Raw genomic sequence first — 17,719 nt, 5'->3', positions numbered from 1 at the left:
AGAACGCTAATCAGGACAGGAGCAGGACATGGCAGTCGGAAACGCAAAGAAGCAGGTTATCCAGAATATGGGTGGCGAGGACACCCGTCCCGTAAAGCCGTTGGAATTTGACGGCCCCCTTCCAAGACCCACCACGGATCGAGACCAGATCCGCGCGGACCTGGACCGGGCCGGCTATGCGATCGCCGCCGACGTCTTCACCCGGGACAAGGCCCGCGAGATGCGCGACTTTCTGGCTGCGGAGATTGCGCGTGACGAAGCCATCGACGAGGAACGGGTGCGCCGCTTCTATACCGACACCGACGATCTCAACCGCCGCATGTCGGGTACGGAGCTGGTGAACCGCCATCCCTTTTTTCGCGACATATTGGAACATGAACTCCCGTTGCAGATCACCAGGGAACTGCTCGGTCCCCAGACACTGAACGAATCCTATCTGGTCCACAGCTATGGCGCGAACGTCACCCGTCCGGGCAGCGCACAGCAGGCAATCCATCGCGACCGCAGCGGCGCGGTGCCGCTCAGCGCAGGGGCTGCGCAGACCCGCTTCATCTGGTGCCTAGACGATTTCGTGGAGGAAAATGGCGCCACCCGCGTCGTTCCCGGCAGTCATCGTGATACGGAACCGCAGTCCTGGACCGTGCAGTATGAATCCGTGCCCGCCGAAGCCCCGGCCGGTTCGGTCCTGATCTACACCGACCTGCTGCTGCACGGCACCGGCCCAAACACATCATCGAATCTGGAGCGCGCGGGCGTCATCGTTGGCTATTGCCCTCCCTGGTGGAAGCCGATGATCAACTTCCCCATGACTACCAACCCGGCAGTGTTGAAGGACTCATCGAAGGTTCTGCGACAGTTGCTCGGCTACAGTTCGGTCTCGGTCGGGTTCGAGGAAGCCTGGACCTATGCGCCTCAGGCCGTGAAGGACCTGATCGTACTGCCCGAAATGGAATGGTGATGGCGCCGCTATGTTGACGACCTGTCGGGTTCATCATGCTAAATCCATTGCGTGAACCACAATATCCTCGGCATTTGCGGATCAATCTGGCGATAGGCTTGCGCATTTTCATATACTCCGCCATCCCTAGCCGATTGAACGGTCCGTCCATCCTCGCGGGATGAGACTCCACCCCAGGTTGAAGAGTTCAAGGGAGAGAGAAATGCCGCCAAGAGAGGGGCGTCCTGCCCGCCCGGCATATGCACTATATATTCTGCTGCTGCTGTTGGCGATCAACACGCTCAGCTATGCTGATCGCCATGTTTTTTCGGTCCTGATCCCATCGATCAAGGCGGAATTCGGCGCCACCGATTCCTTGTTGGGGATCATCGGCGGGCCGGGCTTCATCTTCAGCTACGTGCTGTTCAGCATCCCGTTCGCGCGCCTGGCCGACCGCTGGTCAAGGCGCGGGGTGCTGACCTTGTCGGCTACGCTGTGGAGCGCCGCGACGGCTGCGTGCGGCGCGGCGGGCGGCATGGCGCAACTGGCGGTTGCCCGACTGGTGGTCGGCATAGGCGAAGCAGGCGGACTGCCGCCGGCGCAGTCCATGCTGGCCAGCCTGTATGACGAACGGCGCCGGTCTGGAGCGATGGGGGTCCTGTCATCGGCAACCTATTTCGGCGTTGTGCTGGGTCTGGCCGGCGGCGCCGCGATCGGGGCGATGTGGGGCTGGCGCTGGGCCTTCTTCGCGCTCGCTATGCCCGGCTTTCCCTTGGCGCTGCTCTTGTGGCTGACCGGACCCCGCCGGACCAAAACCGTTCATCAGGCGACCAAGGCGGAACCGGCCGAAGGCCTGTTCCCGTCGATCCGCCGTTTCTGGGCCATTCCGTCGCTGCGCCTGCTGGGCCTGGGCGTCGGCATCTTCAATATCTTCGGCTATGCCGCAGCGGTGTGGAAGCCTGCCTTCTTCATGCGGTCGCATGGCATGACGATGGTCGAAGCGGGTTCATGGCTCGGCATCGGCGCCGCCATCGGGGGCATCACGGGCAGCATGTTGAGCGGCTTCATCGTCGATCGCCTGCGCGTATATGGAGAAGTCTGGCAGTTGCGGGTTCCGGCCATCGCCTTCCTGCTGTCTTTTCCCCTGTTCATGATCATCTACCTGCTGCCCGGCGGCACTGCCCTGTATCTTGGCGGGTTCCGCATACCCGGCGTTGCCCTGCTGTCGATCCTGACGGGCATGATGTCGGCGATGTGGGCTGGCCCTGCCTTTGGCGCCGCCGCTCGCCTCGTCCAGCCGCACCAGCGGGCGCAGGCGACAGCGATGTTGGTGGTCATCATCAATGTCATCGGCAGCGCGCTTGGCCCGGTGCTCGGCGGCGTGGTGAGCGATCTGCTGACCGGCAGCTTCGGCACGGAATCGCTGCGTATCAGCCTGATGTCCATGTCGGTGTTGACCGTGGCGGGCGGATGGCTGTTCTGGCGCGCGGCCAACCACTATCCAAATGACCTCGCCCGCGCCAGCCAACCCGCTGCGCCCCCATCCGACCGGGACAATCCGGTCGGCGGCCCGGCGTTGAAGGAATCCCCTCTCTGAAGCAGCATGAAGGAAGGGGGGCGTTGCCAGCCCCCTTTATTCGGCCTTTGCAGCCTCTTCCTTGACGATTTCCAGGAACAGCGGCCGCTCGCCGCCGCCATGCACTTCCAGTTTCGCGCCGCTGACATAGGCGGCGGCGGGAGAACCCAGGAACACGACCGCTTCGGCGATGTCGCTGCCACGGCCCATGCGCCGAAGCGGAAGCGATGCGGCGATCCGCTCCTGCGCCGCCTGCGTGCCATAGGTCATTTCCGCCGTCTCGGTCTCGATCAGGCCGACGATGATCGCGTTGACCCTGACCTCTGGTCCCCATTCCTGCGCCAGGCTGGTGGTCAGGCTGAGCAAACCCGCCTTCGCCGCACCGTATATCGCAGTGTCGGGCGAAGGCCGGGCGCCTGAAACGCTGGCGATGTTGACGATGGACCCTTCAACCGCCTTCAGGTGCGGATATGCCGCCTGGGCGACATGCAGCGGCGCGAGCAGATTGAGTTGCAGGATGCGTTCGGAAAAGCGCGGGCTGGCCGTCGCCGCGTCCGCCTGCGGCGATCCGCCCGCATTGTTGACGACCAGGTCGATCCGCCCATGGCGCGCCACCACTGCTTCGATCCAGCCCGCCACCGCCGCCGGATCGCGAATGTCACATGCTTCAAACGCAGCCGTACGCCCGTCTGTCCCCACCGGTTCGTCGGGCGCCGTCCGGCCGCAGGTCTCCACCGCATAGCCTTCCGCCAGCAATCGCCGCACGATCGCCGCGCCGATGCCGCGCGTACCGCCCGTCACGATTGCTACCTTGCCAACTCCTGTGTCGCCCACAGCATCGTCCTTTCATTCTACAATGCGCAGCAGGCGCATCACCACAAAAACGCTTCTTGCGCAATCCGTGCCGCCCGTCTCCATCTATTATGCAGTTGGCGTTGCAGATCGTTACGCACATCGGGTATAGGAGTGCGAGAAGAGCGCGCATTGCGTCATCATGAGGAGAGGTTCCTTGGCTTACACCCTTCAGCAGCTTGGCGATCTGGAAGATATCCGCACCCTCAAGCACCGCTATTTCCGTGGCATCGACACCGCAGACATGGCGTTGCTGGCCGACTTGTTCACCGAGGATCTCAGCGTCGATTATCGCGGCGGTACATATCGGGTGCGGCTGCAGGGCCGGGACAACATGCTCGAATTTCTCGCCAACAGCTTTCATTCCGATGGCGTCGCCATGCATCACGGGCATATGCCTGAAATCACCCTGACCGGCGACGACAGCGCGGAAGGCATCTGGTATCTGGAGGACATCTTCATCAACAAGGCGCTCGGCAGTCACACGATCGGCAGCGCCATCTACAAGGATGTCTATCGCCGCGAAAACGGCGCGTGGAAGATCGCTCGTACCGAATATGATCGCGTGTTCGAAATGATCCGCCCGCTGGCCGCCGATGCGCAGATCACCTCGCACCACCTCGCGACGGCCGGCCGCAAGCCTGAAGAACGTACCGACATCAGCCATTTGATCGAGTGGACGGCCTGATCCAGCGCGCCCCTGTGATGCGCCCGTGCAACAGCTGCGGCAATTCTGGGACAGGCTGCTGAAATAACAAGCGGGCGGCGCTATAGTCGCCCGCAAAACAAGAACGGTTTTTTGGGGAGGAAGCCATGCGTAGCACATTATATCCGATCGTCTCGCTGATTGCGCTCATGGCGCCGGGGGCAGCCTTGTCGCAAACGGCCGCACAGGGCGCCGCCGCTTCCGATGGAAGCGACATCGTCGTCACCGCCCGCCGCCGGGAGGAACGGCTGCAGGATGTGCCGATCGCCGTCAGCGCGGTCGATGCGTCCACGCTCGACAGCCGCGGCCTCGATAATGTGACACAGGTCAGCCAGATCGCGCCCAACATCCAGTTCACGCCGGGCCAGGGCGGCAATAGCGGCGGCATCGCGCCCTTCATCCGCGGCGTGGGTGAAAACGACTTCATCATCACCTCCGATCCGGCCGTTGGCGTTTATATCGACGGCGTCTATGTCGCGCGCACCTTTGGCGCGACCACCGAACTGCTTGGCATTGATCGGATCGAAGTGCTCCGTGGCCCGCAGGGCACCTTGTTCGGCAAGAATACCGTGGGCGGCGCGATCAACATAGTATCGGCCATTCCGGCGGGCGAGCAGAGGATCGACGCCGATCTGCGCTACGGATCGTTCAACACGGTGCGTGGCCGCGTCTATGCCGAAACGCCGCTGTCTGACCAATGGTCGCTTGGCGTCGCGGCGCTGGGCGAGTTTGGCGAAGGCTGGCAGAAGATCCCGTCGGGCGACAATCTGGGCAACCGCAATGTCGTCGCGGGCAAGGTCGCGCTGCATTATGACGGTGAAGCGCTGGACGCTGTGTTGCAGGTCGATGGCCTTCGCCGTCGCCAGAACAGCGCCCCGCACAGCATGATAGCCTTCACGCCGACCTTCTTCTCTATCCTGCAATCCACATTCCTGGCGCCCTGCTGCATGGTCCCCGGCGACATCGACCGCACGGACAGCACGCCTGCGCTCAACAAGGATGAAACCGACGCATTCAACGCATCGCTGACCCTGACGAAGGATCTGGGCGGCGCGACGCTGAAGTCGATTACCGCCTATCGTTATGTCGATGCGCTGTTCGGCCGCGACGGCGATGCGTCGGCCGCCATCAATTATGCAGGCGACATTCACGACGAACGGGCACGGCAAATCAGCCAGGAACTGCAGCTTTCGCTCGATCTGGGCGGACGGGGCACGTTGCTGCTGGGCGCTTTCGCCTATCGGGAAAAGACGCGCGACAATACCCGGCTGATCGTCGCGGACGGCCTTTTCCCGGCACTGGTCGCGGCGGGGCTGGACCCATTCCCGATCGGGCCGGGGATCGCTATTCCCGCGTCCTCGCTCGACTTCAACATCGATTTCCGCAACCGCCAGCGGACCGACAATCTGGCGATCTTCGCCAACGGCAACTATGAATTGGCCGACGGCCTCTCGCTGGAACTGGGCGCACGCTACACCTGGGAAAACAAGAAGTTTTATCAGTCGGCGATGCGCATCTATTCGGGCGAACCGCTGCTGGCGGGCACGCCCAGCTACACGTTGGAAAAAAGCTGGGACGCTTTCACGCCCCGCGCCTCGCTGTCCTACAAGTTCCGTCCGAACCTGATGACCTATGCCTCCTATTCGCGGGGCTTCCGCTCCGGCGGGTTCAACGGGCGGCCGACATCGGTTGAGGAAATCGGATCCTATGATCCTGAATATCTGACCGCCTATGAAGCGGGCCTGAAAGCAGGCTTTGGCGGGATCGCCACGGTCAACCTGGCCCTGTTCCGCAATGAATATCGCGATCAGCAGATATTGGTATCCACGGTCAGCCCAACCACGGGACTGATCGTGGTGCGGAACGAAAATGCTGGCCGGTCGCGCATCCAGGGCATCGAACTGGAAGGCGCGTTCAAGGTGTCGCCGCGCTTCACGGTGACGACCGCCCTTGGCTTGCTCGACGCCAAATATCTGGACTATGTTTCGGTCATCAACGGCGTGCCGACGGACGTCAGCGACCGCAAGCTGAAACAGGCCCCCGATATCACCGCCAATGCCAGCGCGGTCTATCAGGCTCCGCTCAGCGACAATGTGGAGGCGCTGTTCCGGCTTGACGCAGCCTATAAGAGCCAGGTTTTCGTCGATGCGGAAAACACACGCCTGTTGCGGCAGCCCGATCACGCCATCCTTAACGCGAGCGCGGAACTGCGCTTTGCCGACAGCGGCCTGTCGGTCCGCGCGGGCGTCGATAACATCACCGATCGCCGGATCATCACGGCGGGCTATGACGCCTCCACCAGCTTCGGCTTTACCGAGGCCTATTATTCCCCGCCACGCCGCTACAGCATCACGCTGGCCCTGCGGCGCTGAACCTGGGGTCATAACCGCGACGGTGCTGGCCACCGTCGCGGCACAGGCGGATGATCTGATCGATGGCCGATGACACTGCCTTTGCCGACCTGCTGGAAACCCTTTATGGCGGGCTGACACGGGCGCCGCCCTGGGAAGGCTTTCTCCGTGCGCTCGCGACAGCGACAAACACGACCTTCGCCACGCTGTTGATCGGCCGGGGGCATGCGGGCATCGACGCCCATGTCACGCCCGGCGCGGACCCGGAACGCACGCAGGAATATCAAAAGATCTCGCAGGCCGACCCCTTTGTCGGCCTGCCCGAAGGACAGGTCGTGTCGTTCCGCGACTTTGTCAGCCACATCCCGGCGCGCTTTCGCGACTGGCTGGGCGTGGCCCACAGCGAAGAGATACTGGGCGTCGATCTCCACCGCCCCCCGGACGTCGCGGTCCGCCTGCGCCTGACGCGGGACAATGCCGATCCGCCCTTCGGCGATGCTGAAAGGACGTTGCTCACGCGCCTCATCCCGCACCTGCGTATCGCGCTGGACCTGCACGCGCGTCTCACCACCACCCAGGCCGAAAGCCAGCTATTCAGCAGCGCGATGGCCGGTCTGGCCGTCGCCACGCTGATCCTCGATCGCGAAGGACGCATCCTGCGACGCAATGCGGTCGCCATGCGGATGCTGGAGGAAGGCGAAGTCATAACTGAACGCAACGACAGGCTGGAACCGCGAACCGGATCAGCCGCCACGACAATCAGCCGCATCCTCGCCAGCCCTCCACCGCTCGGCGAGGAAATCCTGTTCGACGTCGCGACCGCCACGGGGCCAGCACTGCATGCCCGCGCCCGCGCCGTACCTTCCTCCGCCTATGGCGATGGCGCCTGGCTGGCCCTGTTCATCGCCGATCCCAGCCATCCGGCAGGCCCATCCGAAGAAGCGTTGCGCGAACGATTCCAGCTGACCCGCGCCGAAGCCGGGCTGGCCCTGCATCTTGCACAGGGCGCTACGCTTGCGGATGCCGCGGACGCGATCGGCATCGCATACAACACCGCCCGGTCGCACCTGCGCGCGATATTCGCCAAGACCGACACGCACCGCCAGGTGCAGCTCGTGACACTCCTCCGAACGGTCGGCGGCGAATATGAAATCTGATCCATTTGGATGATGCCCTGATCGTCGTCCCGGCATAGCCTCGCGCCATCAAAGAGAAAATATGTGGAGCAGGCGATGAAATTCTCGATCATTTACGAAGCGCAGATGGCCGATACCTCGCGCGAAAACGAACAGCAGGTTTTCCGCGATATCGTTGAACAGTCCATCCACGCCGAGGAAATGGGCTTCGACACGATCTGGGCGGTCGAACACACCGCGCTGACCCAATATGCCCATATGTCCGCGCCAGAGACTTTCCTCGCCTATCTCGCCGGCCGCACCTCGCGCATCGGCATCGGCCATGGCGTCGTGTGCCTGCCGCCAGCGATGAACCATCCGGTGAAGGTCGCAGAGCGCATCGCCACGCTTGACATCCTGTCCAACGGTCGCGTCCATTTCGGCATGGGCAAGGGCGGCACGCAACAGGAAGCGGGCACCTTCGGCTATAATCTCGAAGACCTGCCGCCGATGATCGACGAGAGCATGTATCTGATCCCCAAGATCCTCAAACATGGCGAGATCGAACATGACGGCCAGTTTGTGAAAATCCCCTTCCGTCCTATCCATCCCAGCCCGATGCAGGATCCGCATCCACCGATCTACATGGCCTGCACCCGCGCCGACACGCTGGTCACGGCCGGTTCGCGCGGCATCGGCGCGCTGGTGCTGGGCTTTGCCGGACCCGACGACATCGCGCAGAAGAACGCCATCTATCGCGAGGCTTTCGCCAACCGGAAGGCTGAAGATCAGGTCGGCTACCGCCCGACCCAGCATCTTGCCGCGCTCTGCCCTGCCGTAGTGCTGGATGACCGCGAAAAGGCCCGCCGGATCGGCCTGCGCGGACAGCGTTTCTTCGTTGAATCGCTTGGCCACTGGTATTCGGGCGGCCCTGCCCCCGATGTCGAGGATCTGGACGCCAGCGAAAGCCTCGCCGCGCTGCAACGCCACAAGCAAGAGACGGTCGCCTGGCTGTCGGAAGAAAAGATCACGATCGGCGGCCACCATACCGAAAGCTTTGAAGTCGTCGATGACGCCTATGGGAATGCCGATGACTGCATCCGCCAGGTCCAGCGCCTGCGTGACGCTGGCGCGGACGAGATACTTTTCATGTTCCAGATGGGCGGCATCCCCCATGAGGTGATCATGGAAACGATCCGCAACATCGGCGAAAAGGTGATCCCGCATTTCCGCGATCAGGCGGCGATGGCTGCGGAATAAGCCTCCCGCAACGTCGTGACGGGGAAGGCTAAAAACCGCCCGTCACGACGCCGCGTACAAATCACGCATCGATTGCATCAATATGTCCGCCCGCTCGTGCGGAGAGCCTTTGCTCTGGGCGCGGGACGGCGCTTCCACAGCTATGGTCGCATGATCGGGCAGGATAGGGAGCAATGCCTTCAGGTTGAAGTCCCCCTGCCCGGGCAGCTGACGGTCGAACACGGCCTCATTCACCCTGTCCTGCGGCGCTTGCAGCGGTCCGTCATTCAGTTGGACATGGCGTATCCGTTCCGGGGGCAGGGCAGCGATGTCATCCCAATGGCCGCCGCTACGGATAACGTGCAGCGTATCGATGCACAGGCCGACCTCCGGCCCCAAAGCCCGCGCAAATTCCAGCGCCTGTGCGGGTGAGTGGATTGCGGAGAGCGGATAGGCTTCGATGACGGCGGGAACATCCGCCTTCCGGCAGATATCGACCATGCGCGCCAGCGACTCGCGCAACCGGGCATGATCCTCGTCCAGCCCCAATATATTGACCGTCCCGCCCAGTTCCGCAGCCAGTTCGGCGCTGCGTTCCAGCAGATGCCAGTCCGGCTCCTCGTCGAGCATGAAGGGTTCGACTATCCCCACCCGCAGGCCGCTGCAGCGAAGGGCATCGGCAACCGCCGCCCGCGCGCTTTTGTCGGCCAGCAGGTCAGGCGTGGGGCTGATCGGAACCGGAGTGACGAACAGGCTGACCGCCGCGAAACCCGCTTGCGCGGCCGCTTCGATCACCGTCAACGCGTCAAGATCGACGAGCGAGAGGTGATCGAGGCAGAAAGAGGGCGCGGCCCGCTTCATGCCAACCGCCCCCATGTAGGGCCCAAGGTTTCAGGCGTGGACGCCCCCATCGACCCGGACGATTGCGCCATTCATATGCCCTCCATCCTCACTCGCCAGCATGGCGATCACGCCCGCGATCTTGTCGGGGGCGGCAAATCCCTTGATCGGGCTGAGATGATTATACAACTCCCAGTCCGCGCCTTCCACCATGGCGGTTTGCACGCTGTTGGCGAGCGGCGTTTCGATGCCGCCGGGCGCGACCGCATTCACGCGCACGCCCCGCTTCACATATTCCCAGGCCAGGCTTTGTGTATAGGCGGCTATTGCTCCCTTGCTGGCGGCGTAGCCGGTCAGGAACGGGTGGCCGAAATGGCTGGAGGTGGAGGCGGCGTTGACGATATTGCCCCCTGTCTTTTCCAGATGCGGCAATGCCTCGCGGCACATCAGGAAAGTGCTGCCCAGATTGACCGCGATGACAGACATGAAGGCGTCATAATCGGTCGTCGCGGCATGGCTAGACCGGATGATCCCCGCCATGTTGACAAGGACGTCCAGCTGCCCGGCCTCTTCAACCCACTGGGCCACGACCGCACGGGCGGTTGCTTCATCGGCGACGGAGCCAGCCCGGATTGCGATGCCCGGCTGCTCCTGCTGCAACGTCGCCAGCCCCTTTTCATCCAGATCGACCGCCAGCACCCGTCCTCCTTCGGCAGCGAAGCGAAGGGCGGTGGCGCGGCCGATGCCCGACGCGCCGCCGGTCACGATGATCGATTTGCCTGCAAATCGGCGTCCCAGGTCCATTCTTACGCTCCTCAAGCCACGATAGCAGGATGCGGAATGCGGGGTTCCCCCAGCATTGCGCGATAGGATGGCGGGGTGCGCCCGCCGGATTCGGTGATGCCATAACGCTGCGCTATTTCCGCCGTGATCAACGTCTGGCCGTTCAATTCGTCGCGCTTTGGATCGTCATGGATCGCCGCGATGACCCGTCCGTTGAACTCGGGCGTTTCCGCGTCCGCCATGAACTTTTCATATTGCTCGGGATGGTCCGACAGCGTCCGCGCGCTGCGTTCCGTCAGCAACGGCCCCATCCACAGTGCGATGGCGGCGACGCCCGTGCCTCGAAAATCGACGCCCATGTCGGCAGCGAACTTGTCCACGCCAGCCTTCTGCGCGCCATAAGCGGCGCCATGCATGTAACAGACCGACCCGAAGGAAGAAGTGAAGGCGATCAGCCCTGTGCCGGCCGGAACCATCATGCGCGCGGCATGCCAGCTGGCCAGATAATGCGACCGCAGGCCGACGTTCAAAATATCGGCCAAACCGGTGGATTTCTCCCAGAAGGGACCGGGCTTGACCAGATCATCGTTCAGCGCGGCGGCGTTGTTCACCAATATGTCCAGCCGGCCGCTTTCCTCGCGCACCCGGTCGAACAGCGCGGCGATAGCACTTTCATCGGCATGATCGACCTGAACCGCGCGCCCTTCGCCGCCCGCTGCATCGACCTGCGCCGCCGTCGCGCCGATCGTGCCCGGCAATTCGGCGTCGCCGTCGCGAACGGACCGCCCGGTCACATAGACGCGATAGCCTTTCTCACCCAGGGCAACTGCAATCCCGCGGCCCGCGCCACGGCTGGCGCCGGTGACGACCGCAACTGGCCGTTCGCTTTTTCCCATGATCTGATCCTCTCACTTTCACCCGAATTAGCACCAAATACGGCCTGCGCAAACCGTTTGAGCCATCGTTAACCTATATTTCTACGCAAAGCGCTGTATAAAACACAAATATATAGCTAAATTGCGCGATATTATGCGCGAAATCGTCCGTTAAGGAGAAGTGCCAAAATGACCGACCTCGGCGCGTCCTGTCCCAGCCAGGCCCAGATGCGCGCGGCGCTCCAGGCCTATGTCGACCGGATCAATCAGGGTGATGCCGATGGCGTCCTCGCTCTTTTCGCACCCGACGCAGAGATTGAGGATCCCGTTGGATCGCCGCCGAAAAAAGGCGCCGAGATTGCGGACTGGTTTGCCACGACCGTCGCCTTCGGCGCGCAGTTGCGCCCCGTCGCACCAATCCGGGGATCGCATGCCAACGCCGCCGCATTGATGTTCGAGGTGACGTTTCAACCCGATGACGGCCCGCGCCTGCTGATCCGGTCACTCGACGTCTGCACCTTCAACGACGAAGGGCTGATCAGCAGTCTGAAGGGCTATTGGGGGCATGACGACATGGAAACGCTTGCCGACTGATCCCCCGCGCCTCACGCAAAAAAGGAGCGCCGCAACGCGACGCTCCTCATTTGCCTTGGCCAGGCCGCAACTATCAGGCAGCGACCATTTCGCGCGGCGCTTCGGCCGGATATTCCGCCGGACCGCCATAATCATAAGCGTCGTTCAGCGCCTTGATGAACATCGGGTCATTGAGCGGATCGGTCGGCGTTTCGATCTCGATGCCGCGCGAACGCACATCCTTGATCAGCGTCTCGAACACCCGATCATAGGTCAGGTTGTCCGACCCATCCATGTTCTTCTTCAACTCTGCATAATCTTCGAACACTTCGGCCGACCAGTGAACCAGGAAACGCAGTTCATCGGTGTGATAGCGCTCGATGACCTGGTCGCCCGTCTTGACCAGCCAGCCGTCAGGATTGCCCGGCTCGCCGCTGAACAAGGAGTCGAAACCCAGGCCCGCTGGATTCTGCCGCTCGACCGGGCCATTGGCCTCGCCCCGGTGCACCAACATCTCATTCTGCACCAGCACGCCACGGTTATAGACCGGCGGCTGCAGGCGGGCGGGCTTTTCCAGCGGCCCCTTGGGCCAGTAGGTGAAGCCGCTGTTGGGATCGTGGCTGAACCAGGTGATGACCTGCGCCATCTTGATCAGATAGTCCTGGAACAGGCCTGACCGGCCCATGATCGAACACAGCCAGGTCGGCGAGTTTTCGTAACGAACGCCGCGGAAGCTGGGCGAATCCAGATGGCCCGGATCCTTGTTCGCGCAGGGTCCGTTCACGTTGAACAGCATCATCTGCGGCTTGGCATATTCCGCGTTCCAATAGGATTTCGCATATTCCAGGAAGGTCGGGTTATAGAAAGTGTCCTGGATTTCAGGAAACATGCAGGTCGAATAATTGGCGTAGAAGCCCCGGAAAGTCGGCGTCAGGAACATGTCCAGCGTCGGTTCGAACCCTTCGGGAAAGCCGCCCGCGAACGTCGCGATCAATGCTTCGGCAGAAGGAAAATGCTGCGCGATGATCAGCTTCCACGCGCCGCCATGCACGACGTCCAGCAGACGGCGGCGCTGATCCTCGGTGAAAACATCGTTCAGTTCGCGCGGCGGCGAGACGGGCTGCAAAATACTCGACAAATGCCGCCTTTGCGCATCGTTCAACATGGCTTTCCTTTCTCCTGTCGCAGGGGTGCGACCTGTGGCGCCCAGGGACAGCACCGCAGCCGATTCCCAAAAGTTATAGGTCTATAACTTTCCAGTCAAGCTGTTCGCGAAGCTGTGATCGCCTTCCCTGCCAGGCACGGCCATTTTGCGTCACACAGGAAGGATATTGGCACGTGATCGACATAAGAATGGCTGGCGCACGGGCCGGGGCGATGGCACCTTCCCCCGCAGAAGATAAAGAGAGGATGCGTCCCAATGGCCGATGCGCTCAATGACTCAAAAGCCCCGTCCGATGTGCAGGCGCGCGCCGCGCAGCGGCTGGTTTCGGGCCAGTCCTGGGACGATTTCTGCGATGTTCTGAAGGTTGCTGGCCGGATGATAGACAGGTTCGGCGATGATCCGTCAGACCTCGACCGGGCGGAATGGTATCGGTTCCTGACCCGCGTCGCGCGGTCCGGTTTCGAACGGCTGATCGAAAATGCCGAACCGACGCGCCCCCGCCTGCGCGACATGGTATGGCGGCAGTCCATCAATGTTCAGACGGTCGATCAGGACCATCTGATGTGCCAGTTTGACGAGGCGCGCGATTATCGCATCATCGGCACGCGCGGCACCATTCCCTATTTCATATTCGCCGTGCTGACGGCCCCCGCGCCGGATGACGCAGGCGCCCGCGACTGGGCGCAGTTGGGCGTCGATGGCCTGAAACAGTTCGACCCGTCCAATCTCAAGACCAGCGGTTTCCTCGGCAGCCAGCAGCTTCACATCGAACCCGACGGCACGTTCGAAATCATCCTGTCGCAAAATGATCCCGGTGAGGGCAGGAACTGGCTGAAACTGCAAGCCGACACCAATTGCATCATGGTCCGCCTGGTGTGGAGCGACCGGCAGCGGGAAGTCGCGCCCGGCCTGCGCATCGAACGGCTGGATGGCGCAGCGCCCGAACCGGTGACGCCCGCCCTGATGGCGAACAACCTCGCCTGGGCGGCGCAGAATGTGCTTGGCTATGCCGAACTTGTGCGCAACTGGTGGAACGGCACACAGGGCAATTTCGCGGCCAGGCTCAACCGGCTCGACTATAGCCAGGCGCAATATCTGTCGAACGGGGGCGTGCCTGACCGCCATGTCGCCTTTGGCGGGTGGGAAAAGCGCCTCGACGAAGCGTTGGTGCTGGAATTCATCCCCCCGAATGCGAATATTGGAACTTCCAGATCTGCAACATCTGGCAGGAAAATCTCGACACGTTCGAAGACGGCAATGGCTGGGTGAACAATTACCGCTTCACCGCCGAACCCGATGGCCGGGTGCGCATCATCATCGCAGAGCATGATCCGGGCGTGGGCGGCAACTGGATCAATTCCTACGGTCATGAAAAGGGCATCTGGGGCCTGCGCCTGGTGCGCACGGAAAGCACCGCCGCAGTCAATCTATGGCGCATCCCGCTGGCGCGGCTGGAAACCGATGGTTTGGCAGCGCTCGTACCGAAGGCCGCGACCGTCACCGGCCAGTTTGTGGATTGACGCCATGCCAGTTCGAACGCTCGATCATGTGAACATCCGCACCGGTGACGTCCCCGGCACCGCATCCTTTTTTCAGGATATCCTCGGCCTGAGAGCAGAGGCGGCGCCGGGTGCGAAGTCCATCGATCATGGCTGCTGGATCCATGATCCAGACGGCCGGGCCATCATCCATATCGGCCCCGTCGATGCGGCCTATCCCAGCGATGACGCATTCCCCTTCACCCCCGCGCAAGGCAGCGGGGCTGTGCATCATGTCGCGCTGGAATGCGACGACCTGCCTGCCATGCTCAGGCGACTGGACGCCGCGAACCTGACCGTGGCGCGCAAGGATTATCCGTCGGCGAACCTGTGCCAGCTGTTTGTAACGGAACGCAACGGCATCATCCTCGAACTCAATTTCCGATCGGACGCTCCATGACGCATGACGTCCCGCTGGGCCTTTCCGCGCCGCCCTTTGCCCATGTTCCGTTGCTCGAACGTCTGGTCCCGGCGCGCGATGCCGGCTTTTCCGCCATATCGCTGATGCCGGGCGATGTCTGGGCGCTGGAATCGGCCGGGATGGCAGCGCCCGAAATAGCCGCGCGCATCGCCGATCATGGCCTCGCGTTGATGGAGATCGATTGCACCGCCTGCTGGCTGCCCGGCCACCGGGCCGCATCGGACGATGTGCCGATGGCCTCCTTGCTGCGTTCCCTGACACCGGAGCGGGTGGTCGAAACGGCGGCGCGTATCGGCGCGCCGTCCGTCACTGCGGTCGAGATGATGGGCGTCGATATGTCGCTGGACGAAGCGGCCGAGGCCTTCGCCTATATCTGCGACATCGCGGCCCCGCATGGGGTAAAGGTGCATATCGAATTTCTGCCCTTCGGCGGCATCCCCGATCTGGCGAGCGCATGGGCCATCGTTCAGGCGGCCGGCCGGCCCAATGGGGGATTAACCCTGGACAGCTGGCACTTCTTCCGTAGCGGATCGGATTTCGACCTGTTGAGCCGGATACCGGGATCGCGCATCCACACGGTTCAGATCAACGACGCGCCCGCGCAGGCCGAACCCGACCTGTTTCATGAAACGATGAACGGACGGCTGGTGCCGGGCCAGGGCAGCTTCAACCTTACGCGCTTCGTCCGGACGCTCGACCAGATCGGCAGCACGGCCCCCATCTCGATCGAGATTTTCTCCCAAACACTGAACACAATGCCGATGGCGGAAGCCATCGCCTCATGGGCGCCCGCCGCCCGCGCCATCATCCGAAAGGCTAGAGAGACAGATGACCGTTGAGCAAACGCCAATCGGCGCAGTCGTCGTGGGCACGGGCTTTGGCCTGTTCACCCATATCCGCGCCCTGCGGGAGGCGGGTTTCGAGGTCCGCGCCATCGTCGGGCGAAACCGGGAGCGAACGGCGCAGCGCGCCGCGCCGCTCGGCATCCCGCTGGCGTCGGACAATCTGGAACAGGTGCTGGCCGATGACCCGGCCATTCGCCTGGTGACCGTCGCGACGCCCCCGCACGCCCATTACACGCCAGTCATGCAGGCGATCGCCGCAGGCCGTCACGTGATGTGCGAAAAACCCTTCGCGCGCGATCTCGCCCAGGCGCGGGAAATGCTGGCCGCGGCTGAAAAGGCCGGGATCGTCCATGCACTCGGCGCGGAGTTCCGTTTCGACAGCGCGCAGGCGCTGCTGCGCCGGGTGGTGCAGGATGGCCTGATCGGCGATCCGCTGATGTTCAGCCGCATCTATCAGCAGCCCGGCAGTGGAGAGGAAGAACCGCTCGCCGACTGGTGGACCGATGCGGCGCAGGGCGGCGGCTTCCTGGGGGCGTTCGGCACGCATATGATCGATCAGGTGCGATCGACGCTGGGCGAGATCGTCGCCGTCAACGCGATCCTGCGCAAACTGACCACGACGCGCCCGTCGATGACGTCCGACGATTATTATAATGTCCAGTTCCGCACCAACAGCGGATGCTTGGGCGTGATCGAGGCGGCGATGAACTTCCCCGGCCCGTTCGTCATGGCCACAAAGGTTGCGGGCACGAAGGGAGCCGCCTGGATCCAGTCGGGCGCGGCTTTCGGCGACCCGGAGCAAGTCTGGATCAAGGACGCCGATGGCGCGCGCCAGATCGTCATGCCTGCCGAACTGGTCAATCCCGCCCCCGAACCCTTCGCGATTGAGGAGCTTATCCAAACAGAGATGGACCGCTGGCACACGCAGGGTTTCGACGTCGCGCCCTATGCCAAGCTGTTCGGCCAGATGAAGGCCAGGATCGAAGGGCGCGCGCCGCCACTGCCTGATCCGGCGGGCGATTTCCGCGATGCTGCGGCGGGTCAGGCCGTGCTGGACGCCGCTCGCCTGTCCGCAGCGCAGGGCCGTTGGGTCGAAGTGGAGGCCGTATGACGAACCCCAGCTATGATTTTTCCGGCGCGCATGTGCTGGTCACAGGCGGCACCAGCGGCATCGGCGCGGCGGCGGCGGCGGCCTATCGCGATGCCGGGGCCGAAGTAATCATCACCGGCACGCGCGGCGACGCCAGTGACTATGACGCGGACCTCAGCGGCTATCGCTATCTGCGCATGGACATCGAAGACGGCGAAAGCATCGACGCGGTCGCATCCAGCCTCCCCCGGCTCGACATACTCGTCAACAATGCAGGCATGGCTTTGCCCAGCCTGGGGCTGGACGAATATGAGCCGGAGATTTTCGCCCGCGCCGTCAACATGCTGTTGGTCGGCGCGTTCCGCATGGCCCGTCGCAGCGCGGACCTGCTGGCGCAAAGCAGCATCGTGGGCGGCGGCAGCATCGTCAGCATTACGTCGATGAGCAGTTTTTTCGGCATTCCCATCGTGCCGGGCTATGGCGCGGCAAAGACGGGCCTAGTCGGCTTGACCCGGACCCTCGCGGTCAAATGGGGCGAACGCGGCATCCGTGTGAACAGCGTCGCGGCTGGCCTGACCCGCAGCCGCATGACCGAAGGCACCTTCGCGCAGGAAGAATGGATGGCGCCGACGCTTGCCCGCACGCCATTGGGGCGTCCGGGCGCGCCGGAGGACATCGCCAACGCCATCCTGTTCCTGTCCAGCCCCGGCGCGGCCTGGATCACTGGACAGACGCTGGCGGTCGATGGCGGCTACACGATATCGGGCTGACGAGCGGCAAAAGGCGCGCGCTCCTGAAAACCCATGACACGGA

The 17,719-nt window shown here is 63.0% G+C and carries 18 protein-coding genes; 13 read left to right on the top strand and 5 right to left on the bottom strand.

All coding sequences use genetic code 11. The annotated features are described in order from the left end of the window. Window positions 1-28 precede the first annotated feature (28 nt). Together B6S01_RS18670 and B6S01_RS18665 are read left to right on the top strand one after the other, a co-directional pair. Window positions 29-958: a phytanoyl-CoA dioxygenase family protein gene (locus B6S01_RS18670; protein WP_051908621.1), complete on the top strand. Its 930-nt coding sequence runs from the start codon at window positions 29-31 to the stop codon at window positions 956-958. Between the two features lie 202 nt (window positions 959-1,160). After that, window positions 1,161-2,534 carry a spinster family MFS transporter gene (locus B6S01_RS18665; protein ID WP_037469390.1) on the top strand — a complete coding sequence of 458 codons (1,374 nt, stop codon included), beginning with the start codon at window positions 1,161-1,163 and terminating at the stop codon, window positions 2,532-2,534. Between the two features lie 36 nt (window positions 2,535-2,570). On the opposite strand, the gene B6S01_RS18660 is transcribed toward B6S01_RS18665, so the two are convergent. Next, window positions 2,571-3,347 (bottom strand): SDR family oxidoreductase, encoded by a 777-nt coding sequence (locus tag B6S01_RS18660; RefSeq protein WP_037469388.1) that lies wholly within the window; start codon window positions 3,345-3,347, stop codon window positions 2,571-2,573. A gap of 175 nt (window positions 3,348-3,522) precedes the next feature. On the opposite strand from B6S01_RS18660, the gene B6S01_RS18655 reads away from it, so the two are divergent. The 4 genes from B6S01_RS18655 to B6S01_RS18640 all read left to right on the top strand — a co-directional run bounded on the left by B6S01_RS18655 (window position 3,523) and on the right by B6S01_RS18640 (window position 8,797). Then, complete coding sequence (locus tag B6S01_RS18655; RefSeq protein WP_174525919.1) at window positions 3,523-4,053, top strand: nuclear transport factor 2 family protein; 531 nt, start codon at window positions 3,523-3,525, stop codon at window positions 4,051-4,053. Between the two features lie 125 nt (window positions 4,054-4,178). After that, the gene (locus B6S01_RS18650) at window positions 4,179-6,443 is read left to right on the top strand and encodes a TonB-dependent receptor (RefSeq protein ID WP_037469385.1); all 2,265 of its coding nucleotides are present in this window, start codon (window positions 4,179-4,181) and stop codon (window positions 6,441-6,443) included. Between the two features lie 62 nt (window positions 6,444-6,505). Next, the gene (locus B6S01_RS18645) at window positions 6,506-7,579 is read left to right on the top strand and encodes a helix-turn-helix transcriptional regulator (protein WP_037469382.1); all 1,074 of its coding nucleotides are present in this window, start codon (window positions 6,506-6,508) and stop codon (window positions 7,577-7,579) included. Window positions 7,580-7,654: 75 nt separating this feature from the next. Beyond that, window positions 7,655-8,797: an LLM class flavin-dependent oxidoreductase gene (locus tag B6S01_RS18640; protein WP_037469380.1), complete on the top strand. Its 1,143-nt coding sequence runs from the start codon at window positions 7,655-7,657 to the stop codon at window positions 8,795-8,797. 42 nt (window positions 8,798-8,839) lie between these two features. Here the strand turns inward: B6S01_RS18640 and B6S01_RS18635 are convergent, their stop codons facing one another. Genes B6S01_RS18635 through B6S01_RS18625 form a run of 3 tightly spaced genes read right to left on the bottom strand, consistent with a single transcriptional unit; the run spans window position 8,840 to window position 11,295 of the window. Next, complete coding sequence (locus B6S01_RS18635; RefSeq protein WP_157704839.1) at window positions 8,840-9,637, bottom strand: sugar phosphate isomerase/epimerase family protein; 798 nt, start codon at window positions 9,635-9,637, stop codon at window positions 8,840-8,842. Window positions 9,638-9,667: 30 nt separating this feature from the next. After that, window positions 9,668-10,420 (bottom strand): SDR family NAD(P)-dependent oxidoreductase, encoded by a 753-nt coding sequence (locus B6S01_RS18630; protein ID WP_037469375.1) that lies wholly within the window; start codon window positions 10,418-10,420, stop codon window positions 9,668-9,670. 11 nt (window positions 10,421-10,431) lie between these two features. Continuing rightward, window positions 10,432-11,295 carry an SDR family NAD(P)-dependent oxidoreductase gene (locus B6S01_RS18625; RefSeq protein ID WP_037469373.1) on the bottom strand — a complete coding sequence of 288 codons (864 nt, stop codon included), beginning with the start codon at window positions 11,293-11,295 and terminating at the stop codon, window positions 10,432-10,434. Window positions 11,296-11,463: 168 nt separating this feature from the next. On the opposite strand from B6S01_RS18625, the gene B6S01_RS18620 reads away from it, so the two are divergent. Continuing rightward, window positions 11,464-11,868: a nuclear transport factor 2 family protein gene (locus B6S01_RS18620; RefSeq protein ID WP_037469370.1), complete on the top strand. Its 405-nt coding sequence runs from the start codon at window positions 11,464-11,466 to the stop codon at window positions 11,866-11,868. A 73-nt stretch (window positions 11,869-11,941) separates the two neighbouring features. Here B6S01_RS18620 and B6S01_RS18615 read toward each other — a convergent pair whose 3' ends face one another. Then, window positions 11,942-13,012 carry a hypothetical protein gene (locus tag B6S01_RS18615; RefSeq protein WP_037469368.1) on the bottom strand — a complete coding sequence of 357 codons (1,071 nt, stop codon included), beginning with the start codon at window positions 13,010-13,012 and terminating at the stop codon, window positions 11,942-11,944. A 255-nt stretch (window positions 13,013-13,267) separates the two neighbouring features. Here B6S01_RS18615 and B6S01_RS18610 point away from each other — a divergent pair, with 255 nt between their 5' ends. The 6 genes from B6S01_RS18610 to B6S01_RS18590 are packed head-to-tail and all read left to right on the top strand — an operon-like array spanning window position 13,268 to window position 17,676. Then, window positions 13,268-14,281 (top strand): hypothetical protein, encoded by a 1,014-nt coding sequence (locus tag B6S01_RS18610; RefSeq protein ID WP_234810799.1) that lies wholly within the window; start codon window positions 13,268-13,270, stop codon window positions 14,279-14,281. After that, window positions 14,278-14,532 carry a hypothetical protein gene (locus B6S01_RS21790; protein WP_234810798.1) on the top strand — a complete coding sequence of 85 codons (255 nt, stop codon included), beginning with the start codon at window positions 14,278-14,280 and terminating at the stop codon, window positions 14,530-14,532. Before B6S01_RS18610 ends, B6S01_RS21790 begins: the two co-directional genes overlap by 4 nt. Before the next feature lie 4 nt (window positions 14,533-14,536). Further along, a complete protein-coding gene (locus B6S01_RS18605; protein WP_037469365.1) occupies window positions 14,537-14,950 on the top strand; it encodes a VOC family protein in 414 nt (137 codons plus the stop codon). Continuing rightward, on the top strand, window positions 14,947-15,810 hold the full coding sequence (locus B6S01_RS18600; protein ID WP_051908617.1) for a sugar phosphate isomerase/epimerase family protein: 864 nt from the start codon (window positions 14,947-14,949) through the stop codon (window positions 15,808-15,810). Before B6S01_RS18605 ends, B6S01_RS18600 begins: the two co-directional genes overlap by 4 nt. Then, window positions 15,800-16,927 (top strand): Gfo/Idh/MocA family protein, encoded by a 1,128-nt coding sequence (locus tag B6S01_RS18595; RefSeq protein ID WP_037469364.1) that lies wholly within the window; start codon window positions 15,800-15,802, stop codon window positions 16,925-16,927. Before B6S01_RS18600 ends, B6S01_RS18595 begins: the two co-directional genes overlap by 11 nt. Next, entirely contained in the window at window positions 16,924-17,676 is a 753-nt protein-coding gene (locus B6S01_RS18590) for an SDR family NAD(P)-dependent oxidoreductase (RefSeq protein WP_037469362.1), read from the top strand. Before B6S01_RS18595 ends, B6S01_RS18590 begins: the two co-directional genes overlap by 4 nt. The last annotated feature ends 43 nt before the right edge of the window (window positions 17,677-17,719 follow it).

The organism is Sphingobium herbicidovorans (genome assembly GCF_002080435.1).
GTDB lineage: Bacteria > Pseudomonadota > Alphaproteobacteria > Sphingomonadales > Sphingomonadaceae > Sphingobium > Sphingobium herbicidovorans.
The sequence above is the reverse complement of the archived record's forward strand: the minus strand, read 5'-3'. Positions and strand labels throughout refer to the sequence as shown.

Coding starts and splice junctions, on each gene's coding strand:
- B6S01_RS18615 (WP_037469368.1), bottom strand. CDS start 13,012: ATGTTGAACGATGCGCAAAGGCGGCATTTGTCGAGTATTTTGCAGCCC.
- B6S01_RS18630 (WP_037469375.1), bottom strand. CDS start 10,420: ATGGACCTGGGACGCCGATTTGCAGGCAAATCGATCATCGTGACCGGC.
- B6S01_RS18605 (WP_037469365.1), top strand. CDS start 14,537: ATGCCAGTTCGAACGCTCGATCATGTGAACATCCGCACCGGTGACGTC.
- B6S01_RS18625 (WP_037469373.1), bottom strand. CDS start 11,295: ATGGGAAAAAGCGAACGGCCAGTTGCGGTCGTCACCGGCGCCAGCCGT.
- B6S01_RS18640 (WP_037469380.1), top strand. CDS start 7,655: ATGAAATTCTCGATCATTTACGAAGCGCAGATGGCCGATACCTCGCGC.
- B6S01_RS18620 (WP_037469370.1), top strand. CDS start 11,464: ATGACCGACCTCGGCGCGTCCTGTCCCAGCCAGGCCCAGATGCGCGCG.
- B6S01_RS18670 (WP_051908621.1), top strand. CDS start 29: ATGGCAGTCGGAAACGCAAAGAAGCAGGTTATCCAGAATATGGGTGGC.
- B6S01_RS18590 (WP_037469362.1), top strand. CDS start 16,924: ATGACGAACCCCAGCTATGATTTTTCCGGCGCGCATGTGCTGGTCACA.
- B6S01_RS18665 (WP_037469390.1), top strand. CDS start 1,161: ATGCCGCCAAGAGAGGGGCGTCCTGCCCGCCCGGCATATGCACTATAT.
- B6S01_RS18610 (WP_234810799.1), top strand. CDS start 13,268: ATGGCCGATGCGCTCAATGACTCAAAAGCCCCGTCCGATGTGCAGGCG.
- B6S01_RS18635 (WP_157704839.1), bottom strand. CDS start 9,637: ATGAAGCGGGCCGCGCCCTCTTTCTGCCTCGATCACCTCTCGCTCGTC.
- B6S01_RS18650 (WP_037469385.1), top strand. CDS start 4,179: ATGCGTAGCACATTATATCCGATCGTCTCGCTGATTGCGCTCATGGCG.
- B6S01_RS18645 (WP_037469382.1), top strand. CDS start 6,506: ATGGCCGATGACACTGCCTTTGCCGACCTGCTGGAAACCCTTTATGGC.
- B6S01_RS18600 (WP_051908617.1), top strand. CDS start 14,947: ATGACGCATGACGTCCCGCTGGGCCTTTCCGCGCCGCCCTTTGCCCAT.
- B6S01_RS18595 (WP_037469364.1), top strand. CDS start 15,800: ATGACCGTTGAGCAAACGCCAATCGGCGCAGTCGTCGTGGGCACGGGC.